Origin of the sequence: Bacillus sp. FSL W7-1582 (assembly GCF_038593325.1) — a bacterium.
GTDB lineage: Bacteria > Bacillota > Bacilli > Bacillales > Bacillaceae > Bacillus > Bacillus altitudinis.
The window spans coordinates 2,858,726-2,878,451 of sequence record NZ_CP151987.1; the positions used below are offsets into that span (position 1 = coordinate 2,858,726).

Consider the following 19,726-nt stretch of genomic DNA (forward strand, 5'->3'; position numbering starts at 1 on the left):
TACTCAAGCAGTTGCCCATATGATTGCTTTAATAACGTCTTCTTTCTGGAATCCGTCAACAATAATACTTGCAGTTTCTTGATCAACGTGAAGCAATGATGCGTTCCCATTAGCGATTTGATTTAATGTTGAAGGATTCTCCACTAAATAACTAACCAATTCCTGAATTTTCATCTTCTCCATCTCCATTTAAAAAAAGTATCAGTTTTTTCTTTTTTGAAGCCTCTAAATGTAGTTTCTTGAATGCTTCTTTAAACTTATTTCTGAGAAGGTTTCTCATAATAAATACATATTGTTGAGCACCAGATTTTTTTAATTTATCCTTTAATTCTTCAGAGCCGGCACTCTTATCCTTTGATTGAAAATAACTGAGCAAGTCTGAACTAGATGGATTAAACTCATTTTTCAAGTAAACTAGCGGTAATGTTTGCATTCTTTTAAAGTCAATATTATCTTTATTAAAAAGACCTAGATAGTCATTTTCAAGCTGTTCCGCCATTCCTAGGTAATAAGCATATTCTTCTACCTTCTTTTCAAAAGAACCTGTTGCCAAAACAACACCTAACACACAAGGTAATACAAACAGTGACCCTGCTTTTAACTTCATGATATTTAAACAATCCTGCTCATTCTCTGGCTCCAGTGTCATATCTATATGCTGCCCTTGCATTGACTGAATGGAATAAGAATATACATTGTTTAAAAGCTTCGCTCCATGATCAAGCTTTGAAAACACATCAAAACTCAATGCAAAGAGAACATTCGCCGCATTAATCGCAATTCCGCTCTGACATTTCATCCAAGGATACGAATCATTATCCTGATCTTCAATATCATCTAATATATCGGCAGATAAGATGAGAAGTTCAATCCCTGCTGCCAGTTTTGTAATCGCTTGCTTGTCTTGTCCGCCAAATGCCTCATAATGTTGGTAAGCCAATTGCCCAAAAGGAAATTCATTCTTTATATCTGTAAATTCGAGAAGCAGCTTTTGTAAATCATTTTGCCTGACTGCATGTTGAATAAAATCAGACATTTTCTGCTTGATTTTTGTATTCTCTAGATAGTTTAGCATACTCGATCTTGATCCTCACCCTCTCGCCTCTTATTTTACTAAAAAGAAATAAGCAAATGTCCACTGACATCACTATTTAACAATTATATAATAATATATCCTTTTTTTGTATGTATTTGGATAAAAAAAAGACTTGATGGTTATCAAGTCTTTAAGAAATTTTCACATATTCATATTTGTCGTATTGATCAATGCTTTTGTTAATGTTATGAAGAGAAGCCGTTGTTTCTCTAATTTCGTTTTCAAGTTTCCATAATAGTTGTTTAAGTTCTTCGATTTCATACTTTTCCATCGATTCCACTCTCCTTTTTTGGAAGATCAATGTATTTGTGTATGTTGATTGGGTCATAAGTATTTGATCTGTTACTAACAGTGTAAATGCTATTGAGTATTTTTTCACCGAAAAGTATGCACAAAATGTGTGCGTGATACCGCAAAATTCAATAGGTCTTTTTTCATCATTTTCAGACTTTTCAAATGATACTTTTATCTCAATTTCAAAGGAAATACGTCATTTTTGCGACATGAACAGGCATCATTCGTCACAATTCTTGTGTAACAGAACGTATGATCCCTTCTGTTTCCTCGGTTTTTCATGTTATAGGTCAGACGACAGGCTCTACTGTAGACACCGCAATTTTTTGGCGACATTCACCGAAATTGACCGCAAAAGTACCTATTTTTATGATGAATATGCAAAGATAGAAAGATCATTTTGATTCTTTATTCGGATTTTCTTCATACATTTAGAACAGATATCCGTCCAAATTCACTTCAATGAGAGAAGAGGTGACCATGTGTTTTACTATGTTCCTTATCCTCCTTTGCAGGTTCCCGCAATGGGGAACGCATACCTGCGAACACCTATGACTTTTCCTCCAGTAGATGCTCATGCGTTTCAAAAGGCTGCAAAGGAATCAACCCGTCTCGTGGCTGATGCATCCCTCATTACACAGCAGATTTCCGGTTCGCTTTCGTTTGGACAGCGAATCATGGAAGCTGCTGAACGAGCTGACACCGCAAGTGTAATTCGAATGCTGAAGCAGATTGGGGTGAAAAGCAATATCGATATCCGCTTTAGTCCAGAAGGCATCCGTATCTACTTATCCCTCTCTTCCAGTAGGCTTTTTCTACTTTTACAGTGGGGATAACAAAGAAAAAGGCCGCTCTAGTGGGAGCGGCTTTTCTTAAGATTCAAACATTTTATGACACCATTCAATGGCTTCTATATAACAGCCGTAGGCTTCCTGCTTAGGGAGACTTCCACCTAACATTTCATCATCCCATTCATTTCGTTCAATACGTTTGGCAACGTCTAACACAAGGAAATAGTCATTTTCATAGCCAAGCAGTGCCTCACCTACTTCATCCGAAAGAGGCAGTTCTTTCACAAGTTCAGTAATGTCCGCCCTGACAAGCGTATCAATGAGTGAAAACATACCTGTTAGCATATAAGAAGCGGGATGCTCTCGTTCAGTCCGACTAGCAATGAGTTCACACGTTTTGGCACGAATGAACGACATTTTGATGATTTCCTTTTGGCTTGAGTTGGCTTGGACATTCAGTTCTTTAAATGAGAGGATAAAGATCCATCGCCGTATTTCATTAAACCCAAGCAGGATAATCGCCTGACGAATACTCTTGATTTGATAAAGACGTCTCATGCCGCCAGAATTCAGCATTTTTAATAATTGATATGAAAGGGAAAGATCACTTTCTATAAAGTGCGTCACGGTCTGAATATTCGGCTGCTCCTTGCTCAGCTCATTCAATAGCTGATGGTATGCGTGGAAGCTAGTCGATAAGGCTCGTCCCGAAATGACGTGCGGCTCACTAAAGAAATATCCTTGAAACAAATGGAAGCCAGCTTCTAACGCTTCTTCATATTCTTTTCGCGTTTCTACCTTTTCAGCAAGGAATCGAAGTCGATACTTTTTATATGTATGTAAAATGTCTCTTCGTTCTTCACATGTTGTTTTCAGAAAATCAATTTTTAAAATATCAATGCAATAGAGGAGTTCATCGAGTAACTTGTCATGAAAATGTGTTCCACTCAGAAAGAAATCATCGAGCGCAATCGTGTATCCCCACTTTTTTAATTGCTTACATCTCATAATAAGTGCCGGAGTAATCGGTACATTTTCTAATATTTCGATCACAAGCTGATGTGGATCAAAATAAGTGAGCAGATCAGACGAAAGCAAGCTTTCGGTGAAATTGATGTAGCATCGTTTTCCTTCTGTCAGTGTTTCGATGCCAATGTTTAAAAAACTATTGATAATGAGGTCGGTTGTCGCTTGATCACCATCTTCAGCGCTATATGTATTGGTTTCACTATCTCTATAAAGCAGCTCGTATGATACGACTTGTTCTTTTCTGTTAAAAATAGGCTGCCTTGCAACAAACACCCTCAACTGCTCCATTCCTCCTTTATGCAATGACAAACAAGATGTGCTTTCAGTATACCAAATGATTGCCCATAAGGTTCATTTTGAATCGTCCAACATTAAAAAAAGAGACCATCTGGCTTGATGATCTCCTTTCCCGGGGTAATCAGCTTTCATAAAGCTCTTTTTTGATTTTATTTTTCACATCATGGATAAACTGCATCTTATTATCCCAGCATTTTTGACTCAAATCGACTGGGTATTCTTCTGGTTTGCTGATTCGTTTGTATTCCTCCCAGAAGAGTCCGAGACTGTCCTGCACATATGCTTGAATCGTTTGGATATCTGGATTATCATACACCAGCTTCCCTTGTTCAAAAATTGGGACATGAAGGTCCTTTGCCACAAAATTTGTCACAAATTTGCTGATAAATGTATGAACTGGATGGAACATTTTCAGCTTATCTTCACTTTGAACATCTTCTTCTTCAAGGGCAATGTAGTCTCCCTCAGAGTGATGATTCAATTGATTGATAATGCGATACACTCGTTTACGGCCTGGTGTTGTCACTTTCTCTGGGTTAGAAGAAATTTTGATCGTGTCATTCATCTGACCGTTTTCTTCAATCGATACAAGCTTATATACAGCACCAAGAGCTGGCTGATCGAATGCGGTAATCAGTTTCGTTCCAACACCCCATACATCAATTTTTGCACCTTGTGCTTTTAAGTTCATAATGGTGTGTTCATCAAGATCGCTTGATGCAATGACTTTTGCGTCATGGAATCCAGCTTCATCCAGCATCGTTCTCGCCTTTTTAGACAAGTAGGCAAGGTCTCCGCTATCAAGTCTGACTCCAATAAAGTTGATTTTATCACCGAATTCTTTCGCTACCTTAATCGCATTTGGAATGCCTGATCTGACCGTATCATATGTATCCACTAAAAAGACACAGTCTGTATGTGTTTCGGCATATTTTCTAAATGCAGTATATTCGTCGCGATATGCTTGTACAAGTGCATGGGCATGTGTGCCTGATACGGGAATATTGAAGCGTTTCCCTGCACGGACATTACTTGTTGCCTGAAATCCGCCGATCAGTGCTGCTCTTGCTCCCCACATGGCTGCATCCATTTCATGGGCACGTCTTGTTCCGAATTCTAATGCTGTCTCATCTTCAATGATTCCTTTAATACGAGCCGCCTTTGTTGCAATTAGCGTCTGGAAGTTCACGATGTTGAGCAGTGCCGTTTCAATTAGCTGCGCTTCAACAAGTGTTGCCTCGATGCGCATAATAGGTTCATTCGCAAAGACAATTTCTCCTTCTCTCATTGAATGAAGTGTCCCTGTAAATGACAATCCGCTTAAGTATTCAATGAAATCGCTTTTATAACCGAGTTCATCTTTTAAATATGCAAGGTCGCTCTCGGTGAAAGAGAAGTCCGATAAATATTCAATCGCTTTCTCTAAACCAGCAAATACAGCGAAGCCGTTGTCAAATGGAAGCTTTCTAAAGAAGAGTTCGAAGACTGCCTTCTTCTCATGAATGCCGTCTCTCCAATACGTTTCTGCCATGTTAATTTGATAAAGATCTGTATGTAGTGATAAACTGTCGTCAATAAACCGATGCTCCAACTTCCATTCTCCTTCCCTTACTTAACCACTTTCGCACCAAGCGTATGCTCAAAGTGAGAAAGTGCCCACTCGTGCCCCGCTTCATTAAAACTCGCCACGGCATTCTCATGAATCACAAGTTCAAAGCCTTTATTGTACGCATCAACAGCTGTATGAAGTACACAAATATCGGTACACACTCCGGCTAGGTGAAGTTCAGTGATGCCACGCTCGCGCAGTTTCATTTCTAATTGAGTGCCTGCAAAAGCAGAGTATCTTGTTTTTTCCATATAATAGACATGTTTTAAATGTGTTGACGTGTGAAATAGTGAACTTAGTTTTCCGTAAAGTTCAATTCCTTCTGTTCCGCGAATATTATGGGGCGGAAATAACTTTGTCTCTGGATGATATGGATCTTGCTCTTCATGATGATCGACGGCAAAAACAACAAAGTGTCCTTCATCAATAAATGAAGAAGTGATCTCTGTGATCTTCGACTCAATCGCCTGTCCAGGCTTTCCGCACGTCAGTTTTCCATTGTCTGCAACAAAATCAACTGTATAATCAATACAAATCAATGCTTTGCCCATCCGCATCTCTCCCATATGCTCTTTTGAATCATTATAGCTTATTCATTTCACTAGGGAAACCTATTCAACAGATTCACGAGAAAAAGCTTTTTGAAAAAGCTCATCTTCTATATAGATGTGCTCTTGATTGATCGCATGCGGCACCTCTATCACAAGCCCAAAAGGTGAATGTGACTCGTGATGGTTGACCACTTTAAAAGAACAACCAGCGGCATTTGCCATTTTGACATATGGAGAATAAGAAGCATATGACAATTCACCATTTAAAAGAACAGTGGCCTCTCGGTTTGCCTTCAATACTTGCTCTACCTCTTGATACGATTTATGTCTCGATACTTGTCCTTTTGTCAGAGCGAGAAGTGCACGTTCTCTTAATGAGCCGAGAAACATTCTTCGTTCATCTGGTTTTGTTTCAGCATGTCCAAATATCCCTTGCTGCAAATAAAAGTCTACGGATTCTTCTTTCATTGCTGTGTTCACTCCTGGTTTCTGAATTTACATTTCTGTGACCCAGTGCACAATTTTTTGTGCGAGTTCACGGGCTTCGTCTATTTCTACTCTTTTATTTAAAGATTGTTCTAGTGCTTGCTCAAGCTGCGTTTTTTCGTCTTCATACGCGATAGAAATACTCCATTCCATATCAGGTACAGCGACAAGCGTTTTATATTCTTTTTTATTTTCATGTAAATATACATTGTAGGTTGTTGGTTGCCCGCTTGTCAGATGCGCTTTTCTTATTTTCATTTGATGTGTTTTCCCCCCTTTTTCTTCTTCCTTCTTCTATCCATTGTACCATAAAAAAAGACAGCTTCTGAAAAGGAGACCCTTTCAAAGCTGGCTATGCGTTAAAGCTCTTTTGCTGGCTGATCAGGTTTGAATCCCACACAAATGTGACGTTCGGATTGTTGAAGAATTGAACAAAGTCTCCTGCATTATAGGTGCCTGAACCACCAGCGGAATGATCCACACTTTTTGGCGAAATAGCAAACACATCGCCGAAATGTGCAGAACCGTTTCCTATGACACGGTCAATATGAATGGGTCCAACAATTGCTGGCATCTTTCCACCACCTTTACTACCCTCATCATATGCCTAGCGGAACAATACGTGTCTATCCAACATAAAAAAGACAGCTGATATGTCATATGATCAGCTGTCTTTTATGCATTAAATGATTGAGGCTGGCCAAATAGTGTAAAGTCCCAAAGCATAGTGGCATTCGGATCGCTTGTCAGGGACATATAATCACCTGAATTAAAAGCTCCCGCTCCACCGGTCGAGTGATCTACAGCCAAAGGGGCAATGGCGAGAACGTCACCAAAAGTAGCCGAGCCGTTTCCGCCTAAAGACTCAATATGGATGGGTCCAACAATCGCAGGCATCTTCCTTCTCCTCCCTATTCGCTTATGTGAGTTATGTTATGCAAAAAGGGAAAAGTTGTGCATCTGCCCTAAACGTTTAAATGCTGTTCTTTTCGAGAGCGCTGACGCAGCTGAACCAATCTGACAATATTGAGTGTGATGGCTTTCAGCAACGCATAGACAGGAACGGCAAAAATCATGCCAAGGATTCCGCCAAAACTTCCTGCCCCAATTAATAGCAAGATAATTGTTAACGGATGTGTGTTGAGACGTTTTCCAATGATCAATGGAGAAATGACGTTTCCATCGATCTGCTGAACAACAAGAATGACAATAACAGTCACAACCGCTTTTCCAGGCGAATCAAGAAAAGCAATGAGCACAGCTGGCGCCGCACCAAGATATGGCCCAAGATATGGAATGACATTTGTCACCGCAATAATGATGCCGAGAATGAGCGCATATTTCACACCAATTAATAAGTATCCGATAAAACAAGCAACTCCGACAAATAAACAAACAACGATTTGCCCTTGTATGTAAGCAGCAAGCGTATCGTTTAATTCTTTAAAAATCTTCAATCCTTCCTTACGGTAAGGCATTGGCAAAAATTGAACGAGCTTGTCCGGAAACTTATGCCCGTCTTTTAGCATGTAAAATAAAATGAATGGAACGGTAATGACAGCGAGGGCAATATTCGCAATCACGCCAAACACCGCCGACATACTGGAAGCAATATTTTCCGGTAAATCTTTTAATGTCGAAACGATCGACTGTTCAAACTTCGAAACAGACACATAATCTTGGTTCATCATCCATGTAAATGTTTTAGAATGCGAGAAGTCGTTGATAAATTTCTGCATGTCCGTGACATACCCCGGGAAGCTTTTGACAAGTCCACCCACCTGCGTGACAATGACAGGTCCAGCAGCATTGACAACAAACGTGATAAGCCCGATGAATAGGAGATAAATAATCAGAATGGCGAGCGTCCTAGGTATCTTCTTCGACAAAAATCGAACAATCGGATTAAAGATGAAAAAGAGAATACCTGCCAGTAAAATAGGAACAAACAACGTTGAAGCAAATAAAATGATCGGCTGAAATAAAAACGAAACTTTTGTTGATACATACACAATCAGTAAAACCAGTAATATTTGGAATGTCCAAAAATGAACTTTAGATTTTAACAAAGATGCTCCTCCTGTTACGTATTGACCTTATTAAAAAACTACTATTCAACCCACCTTCTGTCAACTGCTTCTTGTTTTAGAACCATATTTTTTGAAAAAAAAAGAACAATTGGTATATCATGCACTTTTTCCAGATATACATTCTGTAAGCATTGAAAAAAGCAGACACCTGTGCGTCTGCTTGTTACACTCTTTCACTGTGATCAGGCATCACCGACACGATTTGCTGGATCCGCACATAAAACACTGATTTTGCCCCCGCCTCAATCACAATATGATCCGGCATCACTTCCTTCAACTTTCCACGTACTGTATCTTTCACTGTTTGAACAATCAATCTCATACCGACTACTTTCTGCAATGTTTGATAAACATATGGATCAACTAATGAAACAAGCTGTGGACTTCCTTGTTGTGCCATGCTACCTGCCCCTTTACTTGTGTATTTACCCACAGCGTATGCAATGACCCATGTGAGTGTCACTCAGCAAACCCACAACATTATTACCGTATTTTTACATTTCATATTTTTTTACAATTTTTAGAAGTATAATAGATTGGTGCTGCCAACATCTTAAATTATTTGAAGAGGTGAATGATCTTGAAAAAATTAATCTGTATCGTTGCTGTCATGCTCTTACTATCCTCTGCAAGTTATGCGCACGCAGGCACAATTGGAGATGCACCTGGTACACCAGGAAAGTGGTTTAAAGGCGAAGAACCGGTACAAAAAGACCTGTCAAAACCCCCACTTGTTTTTGTACATGGCATAAACAGTTCTTCCTCCACATGGTCTGATCGAAACGATATGGCAAAACAAGCTGTTCTGAACGGATACGAAAGCGCGTTCATAGATTTATATCCAGATCAGGACATGAAAAAGAATGGGAAACTATTAGCAGAAAAGTTAAAAGAAATCTATGAATTTTTCGGCAGAAAACTGATCATAATCGGTCATAGTAAAGGTGGAGTGGATACGCAGGCTGCACTCGTGTATTACAACGCTCATCCATATGTAGAGAAAGTCATCACACTTGGCTCTCCACATTATGGGACGCCGCTTGCGGATTTAGCCTATAGCAAAGGCGGAAGCTGGCTTGCGCAAATCCTTGGACAAAAGAGCGACGCGCTCTATTCTCTGCAAACCGGGATGATGGCAGCTTTTCGAAGTGAAACCGACCAGCTGGAGACGTTCCCTCATAAATATGTAACCTATTCTGGTTCAGATTGGGGAACCTTTGGCGGAGTGCTTTATTTAGGCGGCATGTATTTAAAAAGCTTTGGTGCAAACGATGGCGCTGTGACGGTCAGCAGCACAAAGCTAGCATATGCAAACAATATTTTAACAGGAAAATGGGATCACTTTTCGATCAAAAACGGCACAAGCATGTTCCCCGTATTTCAGGCACAGCTGCGTGCAAGTACCGCAAGCGCTGAAAGCGAAGACGAACAAGAGCAAGAACCAGTCTCTTCAGAGCTAAATACAAACGTTTATGTGAAAGGTGGAGAAAGTGAAAAGGATAAAACAGAAGCGTTCTATGTAGAGGAAGGAACGAATGGCCTATCGATTCAGTGGTTAAATGAAAGACAGGAAGCCAATCCGGAAATCGTTGCGCCAAATGGAGATGTCTTAACCAATTTGACGACATCCGAAGCATCATTCCCATATGAAGGCGCCTATTCACACCATGTGCAAATCAATAAACCCGTTCCAGGAAAATGGACGATTCGATCAAATTCAGGAAAAAAGGATCCTTATTTGCTACTTGTATCCTTTGATTCACCATTGAATGAAGAAATCAAAATCGCTGCAGCGAAATCAGGAGATGCATCGACACATTCGAGCAAGCTGATTAAACGATTAAGCAAAACTGTAGAGACCACTTATTTTAAAGATGCCGAGAAGGATCATCCACTGAAAACGAGCTCTTCATCTGCCGTTCAATTGAAAAAAGAAGGTGCTTATTCCGTCACGGTTCATTACACAGGTCTCACTGCGTCAGGGACGTCGGCATTTAACCGTACTGTGATCCGCACATTGTATGTGGATCAGCACGGAACGATTCATGGAGATATTCCATATTAAACAGAGCGTTTCATGGGCTGAAGCGCCTGCTGCACCTTCTCATCCAAATCAGCAATTTTTTTGAGCGCAAGTGATTCATCTATTTGTCTGTAATGATGGTGTCCACCAGGCTCTTCGTCCATTTCATCTGCTTTCTTCACAATTTGCTGGAGTGTGTCCTTATGCAGGTCGCCCTCTGGCAAATATGAATCTGTGTGAAGCAAAATCGCAAGGGCAATCTCTTTGGCTGCTTTTGGTTCCTCGCCGAGCCGTATGAGCAGTTTATGTGCCCGCTCTGCCCCTTTAATGGCATGAATATCATTCCGTCTATATGTCTCGTAATCCCATTCTCCGCCTGCTGTATACCATTCATAGTGGCCGATGTCATGCAAGAGTGCTGCTTTCACAGCAAGATCCGGGTTAATCCCCGCCTGCATCGCCAGTTTGAATGCGTGATAAGCACAAGCAATGGCGTGGGCTTTTCCTGAACGATTTAAATATTTTTGAGCGACTGGATGGGTGTAAACATCCATTAATGTAACCTTTCTCATGGAAACCCCTCCTTATCTATATTTTTAGCATCCTAACATATTCTGAAAAGAAACTCAAATGTTCTGTCATATTTCCGATGAGTCTCAAAATTAGCTTATGCTTAATAAGCTGTCTTTGCTTGTACAATACGAAAAAAGCAGCCGTTATGACTGCTTTTTTTCATACTCACGGGCATCGTATACACAACCGCCAGCTGGGTCATCTGCTAGAAGGTCGAGTAAAATACCGGCCACTTCATCTGGGCTCTTTAGCGTACCTGTTTCATGTAATTGCTGAAACCGCTCAATTTGTTCAAAGTCCTGTTTGGAGGATTTCCGAATCTCTCCCTGCATATCCGTATCAATCGTACCGGGTGAAAAGGAAAACGTGGTGACAGGATATGCTTCGTCCTGTTGTTCCTCATGTAAAGTCCTCATAAACATATCAAGCCCTGCTTTTGAGCTACAATAGGCACTCCATCCTTTGTACGGATTTTTAGCTGCTCCAGAAGAAAGATGCACGATGGTTTTCTTCCCTTCAAGAGATTGTGTCTCTCTCACAAACACATGACTGAGCAAAACAGGGATGACAAGGTTCAGCGTATAATGCTGATGAAGCGTATCTTCTCCGCCTTGCCCTGCACGCTTGATAGGAGTGACCATTCCTGCATTATTGACAAGCAAGACGTCATCAGCGTCTGCGAGAGTTTGCGAGGACAAGATGCCCTGAAGCCACTTTGCAGCCGATACCTCATCAGTGAGATCGACCTGTGAATGCGTGAGGTGTGGATGGGATAGTGGCGACTCACTTCTTGCAGCGGTATACACGTTATCCCCGCGTGAAAGTAGCTGTTTGACAAGTGCTAAACCAAATCCTTTTGATCCGCCTGTGACGATTGAAATTCGAATGACAATCTCCTCCCTTGATAACACTATTTTAAATAGTGAATCGGTCTCACATCAAGCAATCTGCATCTGCATAAAGAAAAGCCTGCCCTTTTCATAAGGCAGGCTATTTCTTTTCCGTCTTCACATTCACCTTTGGAATGAGAATGATCATGACCATGATGCCAAAGGCGATCAAGATGCCAAAAATGATTGGTAGAAGCGCCGATCTCTGCTTTTCATGATCATCGCCAGAAGGCGTTGATACAGCCGAATCGCTGAAAGAGATATTCATCTCTTTCATCATACGAGCTGGCGTTTTAGGCGGATTGTCTTTCAGATCACTAAAAAGCTGCGGCGCAAGTTGACCACCAGAGGTCTTAGGCGGGTCAGCAAAGTGAATGTCCGTTTTGACTTTAGATGTTGTTTTGCTTTGTTCGTATTTCGTTTGATCCCTCAATATACTCGAATTAATATTGAGGTTCTTTTCTTGATATTCATTCGGCTTGACATTCGTATCCGTATCTTCACCTGTAGCAGCAAAAGCAGCAGGACTGAGGAGAAAAAGGGATATGACACCAAGTGCCATCCCTTTGACGAATAGATTAAGTCTCATGAGTGACATCACGTTCCTCTGTTTTGTCTTTCCATAGCTTCTTCACTAGTGGAATGACCATGAACAATATCGTTAAAATCAGTAGCCCTGTGATGCCCATACCGAAGTTGTCTCCATTTCCATATTGGATGGACAGATACACGTCTGTCACTGGATTTGTAAAATGGAAGTTTGGCATGACCAAATCAATTAACGGTGCAACAAAGAAGAAAATAAGCGCCGTTGCTGCCATCCATCCGGCAATTGAACCGAAAAGGAAAGCTGTGCGAATGAAGGCAGAGCATGCCACTAGCAGCAAAATCGTAAAGATCGACCATTGAATGGCTTGGTCATCAGCTAGTTTGTAAATGTTGAGTCCAAACAGGCTGATCATGAGCCCGACTAGCAGATTTAAAATACCAAAGAGTGCACCTTTGACCAGCATTGGCGCTGACGCATAATACGAGCTAAAAAAGCCAATCAACAAACTGCTGATCATGACAATAACCAAAATGACTACTGGCGGTACAGTCTGCGTTTTTTCTTCTGGCACATCGCCGCTAATTTTCAACGGATTGGCTAAATGGTTATACACATAGTTGCTGTTGCCTTGATCGTCTAAAGTGTTGCCTAAAATACCCTTTAAATCTTGTTGAACAAGCTTTGTAGAATTGACATTCTTACTCCAGTTTTCGTTCAGGGTATCTGCTTTTTCTTGAACGGTTGTGACACTTTCTTCAATGTTATTCGTATAATCGGCCACCCCTTTTTGGCGGTCGGTTAACGAACTCATATTTTCAGAAAGACGAAGCACTTCCTGACCAATTGAATCCTGTGCACTCACAACAATCGAACTGCCCGCAAGGTCTGCCGTATACACCGCATCTCCTTGATCAGCCATTTGTTCAGCTACTGTGTCCGCACTTTCAGAAATGGCATTTAACTCCTGTTCCATGCTTGCCTGCTGAGTCGAAATGTATTCTGCGTAGCCATCTGAGAATTTTTGCATCTCATCAATAAAGGTAGACACATCATCATTTGACGTCAGCATTTGATTTTTGAGTGTATCCCAGTTTTCCGTTTCTTCTTTTTTGATGGAAAGGATGGACTGGATTTCATCTCCTTTTGTGTCTAGTAGAGATGAATTGTTTGTTGGTTGATATAGGTTCCCAAGCATCATCTCTAGCTGAGACAGTTGATTGGAGTATTCCATTAACTTTTTGGTGCTTGTTGAATTTGTTTTAAACTCTTGATCAAATATTTTCGTATTCACAGTGTTGCCAATCGGCGAGTTTACTCGTTTCAGCTCTTGCACTTTGTTTAAAATAGAGGATTCCTGATTTTTGATTTCATTCGGAATGACGTTATATCGATCTTGTAACCTTAGAATCATCTTTTCAAGCTTCTCTACTTTTTTCGTGAGGCTTTCAAGCTCCTTACTCATTTGACTTACTTTGTCTTTCAATTGGTCGTTATGAGCGGCCGCTTTTTCTTGAATCTTCTTTTTCACTTCTTCTAAACGATTAGACAGTGCTTTTAGGTCATCTTTTGATTGATTCGTGCCGCTGTTATCTGGCTGAACAGCATCCTGACCGTTTTCACCCTCTTTATCATCTTCATTAGTAGGAGGTGCAGTCTGATCTTCTAATTGATCAGCTAGATCGTTCATTTCTGATGAAATTTGCGAGAGTTCATTTGTTTCATCATCTAAGTTAATGCCAATCTCTTCTGGGTTCTCATTATCTTGATCTGATTGCCCGTCATCATCAGGATCAGCTGGCTGCTCGGGTGCGTTGATTAGCTCTTGCCTTTTTGCTTCTAGCTTATTCTGCAAGGCGATGATCTTACTTTTATAGGCCTCTAAGTATTGACCTTCATAATTCTTCAATAGTTCTTCTTGAGACGCCTTCACAAGGTCCGTTAATCCCGACGATTGCTTAGGAATTACGTCTTCTCTTGCCCTTTGAACAGATTGAATTGCGCTGTCCGTTGTTTTAAGCTGACTTTGGACCCCATTGATATCGGTTTTGAGTCCGCCCATTTGATCGCTAAAGCTGCGGGCATTTTGGTTTTGAATCTCAGCAAGCTGTTTGAGTCCTTGCTGGATTTGTTTTTTGCTTGTCGATTGCGCTTTGATCAAGAGATCCTTTTGTTTGTCTTGATACTGCTGATATTGATCGACTACTTTGACGAAATCCTTCAGCTGGCTTTTCGCTTCTTCTGTTGTACTTAAACCGTCTTTATACTGTTTTTGTGAATCGGCCATCGCATTTTTTAGTTCTTCTATTTGTTTCTTCTGCTGCTGGACGGCATCAGATAGTTTGTTTGAATTTGGCTTATAGAAGTTGTACATCGTGTTTTGGAATTCGACCTCTTTGCCAACAATATGCTCAAACTCTTCTCTGACATTGCCGATTTCCTGTGATACAAAACTCCAATATAAAGTCGACATTTGTTCATTCATTTTCTTTTGAGCATTTTCTAGCTCTCTTTGTACTTTTTCTTTATTCACTGCATTGAGCTGATCTTGGATTGAGAATTGGATAGATGCCTTCTCAGGATGATCCTTATCATAGCTCAGCACATTTTTAGAGAAGTCAGATGGAATATAAAGAACTGCATCGTACTTTCTATTTTTCAGGCCATTTTCTGCCGCACTTCGATTGACGACTGTCCATGTGTAATCTGGACGCTCTGATAATGCCGCCACCACATCCTGTCCGAAACGAGCGGTATTTTCACTTTCGCTCGCCCCCATATCCTCATTGACCACGGCTATGTTACGTGTGGCATTCTTTTTCTGTTTTGCCGGATCATCCCCAATGAGATGGAAAAATAGAACCGGCAAGACGAGAATCAGTATCATGGTCGACACGATTTTGATGGAGCTTTTTTGCTGCTCTGTCATTGAACACTCTTCCTTTCTACCGCACATAAAGGAACCTGGATTTTCTTCTCTTTCCCGTTTTCAACCAAATATCCGAATCCTGGCTGAATCTCTGGTTCTTGTCTTGCATACGGAAGCGGTATGATGTTTTGCTCTGATTTTTTCATCAGTAACATGGCATGACGAACTTGTTTGATTTCGTTTGTGAGTGCATCATAGCCTTTACTGAATTCGGTATGATTTCCTGATGCGATCAAGCTGAAGCCTAAGTGTGCATATGATTTCATGAAATCAGCCAATTGATCTTGAAGGCGTGGGTCGATTGTCTGCTGAAAACGCGTAATGCCATCAATCACAAGCACAATTTGAGAGAACGACAACTGATCAGTCTCTCCTCGGCGCACAGCTTCGACGTACATCTCTTCACGCACCTTGAATAAACGATCTATTTCCTCTGCCCATTCTGTGATATCATCCTTTGTTTCAAGGTAATCAATGTTTTCTTCTTTTGCATAATGAGAGAGCCCCCGATCAATCGAATCAAAGACGGCCAGCTTCTCAGGTTTTGCTACTAATAGCTGATCAAGCATTAGTTTGGTCACATTCGTTTTCCCTCGCTGCGTTTGACCGATGATGAGGCAATGTTTATTCTTCTTCAAGTCAAAGTAAACAGGTGCAACAGATTCCTCATCTAGTCCGACTGGAATGTGATACGGCTGTTTTTGTTCTTCTAAGCGACTCTCTAGCTCCCAAATGGTCAGCTTATCAGGAAGCATTGGTACAGGTTTTGGTTTTTCAGCTGATTCAAAGCGAGCATCTAGAAGCTGGATCTCTTGTTTTAAATGCTCAAACAATTCGAGATCGTTCTCTCCTTCAACTGGCAGGAACATTTGGGCAAAGTAAAGCTCTTCTTTGTTGATAATGACTCGTCCTGGAATCGGCTCTAAGCTGAATTTCGGTCTGCCAATAATGGAGTATGCCTCTCCTTGATCCATTAAATAATGGACAATCTTTGTTTTCAAGTTGTTCATAAGAGATTGACGGACTGCGTTGACACGAGTCGCTGTGATTAAGAAATAAATGCCTAACGACTGTCCATCACGGCTTAACTGAATAAATTCAGATTCGAGTTCATGCATTTCGTCTTTCACAATGTCAAAGTTGTCAATCACGATAAATATGAATGGAAGCTTTTTCTCATTCAGCGCATTGTACATTTTGATATGACTCATTTCCTGCTGTCTAAATAAACGCTTGCGATATTCAACCTCTTCACGAAGACGCTTCATCGACTTTTGAATCTTTCTCATTTGATCCATTAAGAAATAATCAGCCGTATGCGGAAGTTTGGCAAGCGGTAGCAAGGTGCCGTTACCGAAGTCATAAATATATGCATGCCATTCTTCAGGTGAATATCTTTCTGCGAAGCTCATGAGCAGTGTTGTCGCAGCAAGTGATTTGCCGTAGCCGGATGAACCGAAGATGCCAATATTTCCATCCTCCATCATTTGATAAGAAAGTGGATGCTGGCTTTGCTGATCTGGCTCATCGACAAGAGCGAAATGGAAGACGTGCTCTTCACTTGATGCATAACGTGTTTTTGGAATCCGTTCTTCAAGCGGTGGAAGCCATGGACTCGGAAGCTTTTCAATTCCAAGCTCCTGCTGCATACGTTCAATTTCATCCACAACAGCGGAAATTTCCGTCACTGTCTCTTTTTTCACAGCCGGCTCTGTACTTACCCCTGATAATGGGATCAGTCCAGTGTCCGTTACAATGGCAATGTCATCTTCTGATCCGTAGCCGTCTTCCATATACGGTGCACCGCTCCAAGCCGACTGGAATAATTCATAGATTTCATTGTTCCCCACTTGTAAATATCCACGACCTGTCACGGTAATCGACGCTGCATCACTATTTTTCAAAATTTCCTTACTGTCTGATGCATCTTGTACCTTTAATGCGACTTTAAAGCGGGAGTTACTCCAAATTTGATCATCAATGACCCCGCCGGGCTTTTGTGTCGCCAAAATGAGATGGACACCGAGACTTCGTCCAATCCGCGCGGCACTGACAAGCTCTCTAATAAAATCTGGCTCTTCACTTTTTAATTCAGCAAACTCATCAGAGATTAAGAACAAATGAGGCATCGCCTGTTCCGCCTTTTTCTCTTTATAGAGTTTCGTATAGTCATTGATATGATTCACATGATACTGATCAAACAAGCGCTGTCTTTTCTTCAGTTCACTTTTAATAGAGGCAAGCGCTCTTTCACTAAAGTTTTTGCTGCCTTCAATGTTTGTGATCGTACCAAGTAAGTGCGGAATATTTCGGAACGGCTGCGCCATTCCGCCCCCTTTGTAATCAATGAGCAGGAACGCCACTTCATGCGGGTGAAAGTGTACAGCCAAGGATAAAATATACGTCTGTAAAAACTCACTTTTTCCTGATCCCGTTGTTCCTGCTAATAGACCATGTGGGCCATGTGCTTTTTCATGCAGATTTAGATCGACAATATCGTTTTTTCCTTTATAACCGATAGGCACAGATAATGACTTTGCTGTTTCAGATGTCAGCCATTTTTCACGAATGCCAATGTCATCTACCTGTTTGGCATGAAACAAGTCAAGGAAGGAGACTGTTTCTGGAATCGAGTTGGTCATCCCGACTTGATGATCTAATGTTCTTAAGGTTCTGGCAAACAGCTCATTGTCCGCTCGCTCATGTGCATCCAGCTGAAATGGAATTCGTACAGCCTTCTTATGCTGAATGAGAATATCTCCTTCTTCTTCGTTAATGTAACGAACAAGCGTTGAAATATTTTCAGCCAAGCTTTCCTTTGTTTCTGCCGCAAAGATAATTGAGATGCCTAAATCCGTCCGGCTGCCTTCTAGGTATTCTAAAATCACATGTTCCGCAATGAGTTCATGGTTTGTCACGATAAACACAAAGTGAGGCGTAAAGATTTTTTTCTCTTTTTCCTCTTCCAGATCACGCTCTCGTAAAATTTCATAAATAGAAGACAAAAGCTGATCACGTGTTTGTTCGTTGTATATAAACCCTTTCCCGTATGTATGAGGAAGTTGGAAGTGCGGCAGCCATTTCATCCATTCCCAGTTCTCATACTCCTGTTCATTAAAGATAAAAACAAATCTCAAATCATGATAGCTGTGCGAGAAAGCAAGCTGACCGACAAGCTGGTGAAGCTCATTTTTGACAATTGCCGGTTTTCCTATTAATCCGGTTGGACCGTCCGCAAGACCGAACGTAATCGGTACATCTTTTACCTCGCGATAGACGTTTTGCATATGCTGTGTTTGTTCCATTAAGTCATCGATGTCACGATTGGCCATATCGCCGCCGCTCGTCGATAATTCATAACTTGAAGGAACTGCACCTGTCCCTAGACGCAACTGTAAAAAATCATCACTGACAAGCGTCTTTTCCCAAATACGCCCGCTGATTTCTGACGTCAAATATTTCATTTGTTCAAAAGACGGATAATGATACGTTAAAATAAATTGTTGACGGTCATACAACTCTTGCAGCTCTTTCCGCTTATTTTCTAAGTAAAGAGAGTAAACGCGTTGCCGCTTCTCTTCTCGTCTTTTGCGCTGTGATTTCTCTTTAAAATATTGAACGGACGAAGTAATTAACGTCATAATAAACATCGCCATCGACACGACAATAAAGATACCTCGCGGCTGTACAAGGGCCACGATCCCCATGACAATCAGCATGACAAGCGGCGGAAGAACCACGAGCCAAAGTCCTCTGCCGTTATTTTCACTCTCCTGTGAAGGAAAGCTGAAAGACACCCGGTCATCTGGCAGATCGTAAATCAAACGTGGTGTTCGTCTATATAAAGGATATTTTTGTTTCGTTTCGGTACTCGGCGGCCTTGTTTTTTCTAAACTTGTTTGAAATGGTTCAAATGCTATTACTTGCAATAAATCATCATCTTTCAATGACAGCGTCAAAAAGTTCCAAAACAGCTCATCTCCAGCAAGAAGCTGCTGTGGACCGTGCAGCTGTTTCCCGTTCACATAGATCGTTTCATCTTGGGGAATCACATACCAAGCGCCTTCTATTTTTTCCAACGTGAAGGATTTGGCATTTTGAAACATTGAATGGGCTTCTTCTTTCCACACATCCGCTTCATCTATTTCTTCACTTGAAATAGTCACTTCGACTCTATTTCCTAGGTAATAAATGATTTGATCATGATGTGAATCCATCAACATGAGTGTGAGTGAACCAACCTGATATGGTTCATGTGGAAGTAAGTGACCTTTCTTTTTTTCGCCCTGATAAAGAGAAAAGCCGTCATTCGTTTCATCTGGAGATAAACGAATCAATCCTTCATCAAACGAAAGGGAAGGAATCGTTACTGTATGCTCTATTTCAGGTCCAATCACAGCTTCCCGGTTGAACTGCTCATCTAAACGGACGGTTTGATAATCTTCTTCATAAAAAACCCATAGAAGACTCAAACGCTCCACCTCCTCATCGGACAGCACCAACTGTCAGTTGTATCGAAAG

The 19,726-nt window shown here is 41.0% G+C and carries 19 protein-coding genes; 2 read left to right on the plus strand and 17 right to left on the minus strand.

Annotated elements, in window-relative coordinates:
• Positions 1-3: 3 nt before the first annotated feature.
• The 3 genes from comX to degQ form a co-directional block, all read right to left on the minus strand.
• The gene (gene comX, locus NSQ11_RS14840) at positions 4-174 is read right to left on the minus strand and encodes a competence pheromone ComX (RefSeq protein ID WP_017358941.1); all 171 of its coding nucleotides are present in this window, start codon (positions 172-174) and stop codon (positions 4-6) included.
• Positions 152-1,075, minus strand: a complete 924-nt coding sequence (locus NSQ11_RS14845; protein WP_008345863.1) for a polyprenyl synthetase family protein — start codon at positions 1,073-1,075, stop codon at positions 152-154. Before NSQ11_RS14845 ends, comX begins: the two co-directional genes overlap by 23 nt.
• Positions 1,076-1,226: 151 nt before the next feature.
• Positions 1,227-1,367, minus strand: coding sequence for a degradation enzyme regulation protein DegQ (degQ, locus tag NSQ11_RS14850; RefSeq protein ID WP_003213123.1), 141 nt, complete (start codon positions 1,365-1,367; stop codon positions 1,227-1,229).
• A gap of 505 nt (positions 1,368-1,872) precedes the next feature.
• On the opposite strand from degQ, the gene NSQ11_RS14855 reads away from it, so the two are divergent.
• The gene (locus NSQ11_RS14855; protein WP_017358939.1) at positions 1,873-2,226 is read left to right on the plus strand and encodes a hypothetical protein; all 354 of its coding nucleotides are present in this window, start codon (positions 1,873-1,875) and stop codon (positions 2,224-2,226) included.
• A 36-nt stretch (positions 2,227-2,262) separates the two neighbouring features.
• Here NSQ11_RS14855 and NSQ11_RS14860 read toward each other — a convergent pair whose 3' ends face one another.
• The 9 genes from NSQ11_RS14860 to NSQ11_RS14900 all read right to left on the minus strand — a co-directional run bounded on the left by NSQ11_RS14860 (position 2,263) and on the right by NSQ11_RS14900 (position 8,643).
• Complete coding sequence (locus NSQ11_RS14860; protein WP_035701209.1) at positions 2,263-3,489, minus strand: HDOD domain-containing protein; 1,227 nt, start codon at positions 3,487-3,489, stop codon at positions 2,263-2,265.
• 139 nt (positions 3,490-3,628) lie between these two features.
• Entirely contained in the window at positions 3,629-5,098 is a 1,470-nt protein-coding gene (locus NSQ11_RS14865) for a nicotinate phosphoribosyltransferase (RefSeq protein ID WP_007500472.1), read from the minus strand.
• A 17-nt stretch (positions 5,099-5,115) separates the two neighbouring features.
• Entirely contained in the window at positions 5,116-5,667 is a 552-nt protein-coding gene (locus tag NSQ11_RS14870; RefSeq protein WP_342501143.1) for an isochorismatase family cysteine hydrolase, read from the minus strand.
• 60 nt (positions 5,668-5,727) lie between these two features.
• Positions 5,728-6,135, minus strand: a complete 408-nt coding sequence (locus tag NSQ11_RS14875) for a YueI family protein (protein WP_007500468.1) — start codon at positions 6,133-6,135, stop codon at positions 5,728-5,730.
• Positions 6,136-6,162: 27 nt separating this feature from the next.
• Positions 6,163-6,411 (minus strand): YueH family protein, encoded by a 249-nt coding sequence (locus tag NSQ11_RS14880; RefSeq protein WP_008345876.1) that lies wholly within the window; start codon positions 6,409-6,411, stop codon positions 6,163-6,165.
• A 94-nt stretch (positions 6,412-6,505) separates the two neighbouring features.
• Entirely contained in the window at positions 6,506-6,727 is a 222-nt protein-coding gene (locus NSQ11_RS14885; protein ID WP_008345878.1) for a spore germination protein, read from the minus strand.
• A gap of 101 nt (positions 6,728-6,828) precedes the next feature.
• Positions 6,829-7,050: a spore germination protein gene (locus NSQ11_RS14890; RefSeq protein WP_008345880.1), complete on the minus strand. Its 222-nt coding sequence runs from the start codon at positions 7,048-7,050 to the stop codon at positions 6,829-6,831.
• 68 nt (positions 7,051-7,118) lie between these two features.
• Positions 7,119-8,222, minus strand: coding sequence for an AI-2E family transporter (locus NSQ11_RS14895; protein WP_008345881.1), 1,104 nt, complete (start codon positions 8,220-8,222; stop codon positions 7,119-7,121).
• 184 nt (positions 8,223-8,406) lie between these two features.
• Complete coding sequence (locus NSQ11_RS14900; protein ID WP_003213721.1) at positions 8,407-8,643, minus strand: YuzF family protein; 237 nt, start codon at positions 8,641-8,643, stop codon at positions 8,407-8,409.
• Positions 8,644-8,823: 180 nt separating this feature from the next.
• Between NSQ11_RS14900 and NSQ11_RS14905 the strand changes: the two genes are divergently transcribed.
• Positions 8,824-10,308 carry an alpha/beta hydrolase gene (locus NSQ11_RS14905; protein ID WP_039956281.1) on the plus strand — a complete coding sequence of 495 codons (1,485 nt, stop codon included), beginning with the start codon at positions 8,824-8,826 and terminating at the stop codon, positions 10,306-10,308.
• Here NSQ11_RS14905 and NSQ11_RS14910 read toward each other — a convergent pair.
• The 5 genes from NSQ11_RS14910 to essC form a co-directional block, all read right to left on the minus strand.
• Positions 10,305-10,838, minus strand: coding sequence for an HD domain-containing protein (locus NSQ11_RS14910; RefSeq protein WP_007500462.1), 534 nt, complete (start codon positions 10,836-10,838; stop codon positions 10,305-10,307). The genes NSQ11_RS14905 and NSQ11_RS14910 overlap by 4 nt on opposite strands.
• A gap of 144 nt (positions 10,839-10,982) precedes the next feature.
• Positions 10,983-11,726: a (S)-benzoin forming benzil reductase gene (locus NSQ11_RS14915; RefSeq protein ID WP_058337150.1), complete on the minus strand. Its 744-nt coding sequence runs from the start codon at positions 11,724-11,726 to the stop codon at positions 10,983-10,985.
• A 103-nt stretch (positions 11,727-11,829) separates the two neighbouring features.
• A complete protein-coding gene (gene essA, locus NSQ11_RS14920) occupies positions 11,830-12,327 on the minus strand; it encodes a type VII secretion protein EssA (protein WP_056702632.1) in 498 nt (165 codons plus the stop codon).
• Positions 12,308-15,205 carry a type VII secretion protein EsaA gene (esaA, locus tag NSQ11_RS14925; RefSeq protein WP_335357912.1) on the minus strand — a complete coding sequence of 966 codons (2,898 nt, stop codon included), beginning with the start codon at positions 15,203-15,205 and terminating at the stop codon, positions 12,308-12,310. Before esaA ends, essA begins: the two co-directional genes overlap by 20 nt.
• On the minus strand, positions 15,202-19,677 hold the full coding sequence (essC, locus tag NSQ11_RS14930) for a type VII secretion protein EssC (protein WP_255835768.1): 4,476 nt from the start codon (positions 19,675-19,677) through the stop codon (positions 15,202-15,204). The genes esaA and essC overlap by 4 nt, the downstream gene beginning before the upstream one ends.
• Positions 19,678-19,726: the final 49 nt, after the last annotated feature.

Bases quoted from the DNA above. Each gene is read 5' to 3' on its own strand.
- essA (WP_056702632.1), bottom strand. From the start codon at position 12,327: ATGTCACTCATGAGACTTAATCTATTCGTCAAAGGGATGGCACTTGGT.
- degQ (WP_003213123.1), bottom strand. From the start codon at position 1,367: ATGGAAAAGTATGAAATCGAAGAACTTAAACAACTATTATGGAAACTT.
- NSQ11_RS14875 (WP_007500468.1), bottom strand. From the start codon at position 6,135: ATGAAAGAAGAATCCGTAGACTTTTATTTGCAGCAAGGGATATTTGGA.
- NSQ11_RS14890 (WP_008345880.1), bottom strand. From the start codon at position 7,050: ATGCCTGCGATTGTTGGACCCATCCATATTGAGTCTTTAGGCGGAAAC.
- comX (WP_017358941.1), bottom strand. From the start codon at position 174: ATGAAAATTCAGGAATTGGTTAGTTATTTAGTGGAGAATCCTTCAACA.
- NSQ11_RS14910 (WP_007500462.1), bottom strand. From the start codon at position 10,838: ATGAGAAAGGTTACATTAATGGATGTTTACACCCATCCAGTCGCTCAA.
- NSQ11_RS14870 (WP_342501143.1), bottom strand. From the start codon at position 5,667: ATGGGCAAAGCATTGATTTGTATTGATTATACAGTTGATTTTGTTGCA.
- NSQ11_RS14900 (WP_003213721.1), bottom strand. From the start codon at position 8,643: ATGGCACAACAAGGAAGTCCACAGCTTGTTTCATTAGTTGATCCATAT.
- NSQ11_RS14880 (WP_008345876.1), bottom strand. From the start codon at position 6,411: ATGAAAATAAGAAAAGCGCATCTGACAAGCGGGCAACCAACAACCTAC.
- NSQ11_RS14845 (WP_008345863.1), bottom strand. From the start codon at position 1,075: ATGCTAAACTATCTAGAGAATACAAAAATCAAGCAGAAAATGTCTGAT.
- esaA (WP_335357912.1), bottom strand. From the start codon at position 15,205: ATGACAGAGCAGCAAAAAAGCTCCATCAAAATCGTGTCGACCATGATA.
- NSQ11_RS14885 (WP_008345878.1), bottom strand. From the start codon at position 6,727: ATGCCAGCAATTGTTGGACCCATTCATATTGACCGTGTCATAGGAAAC.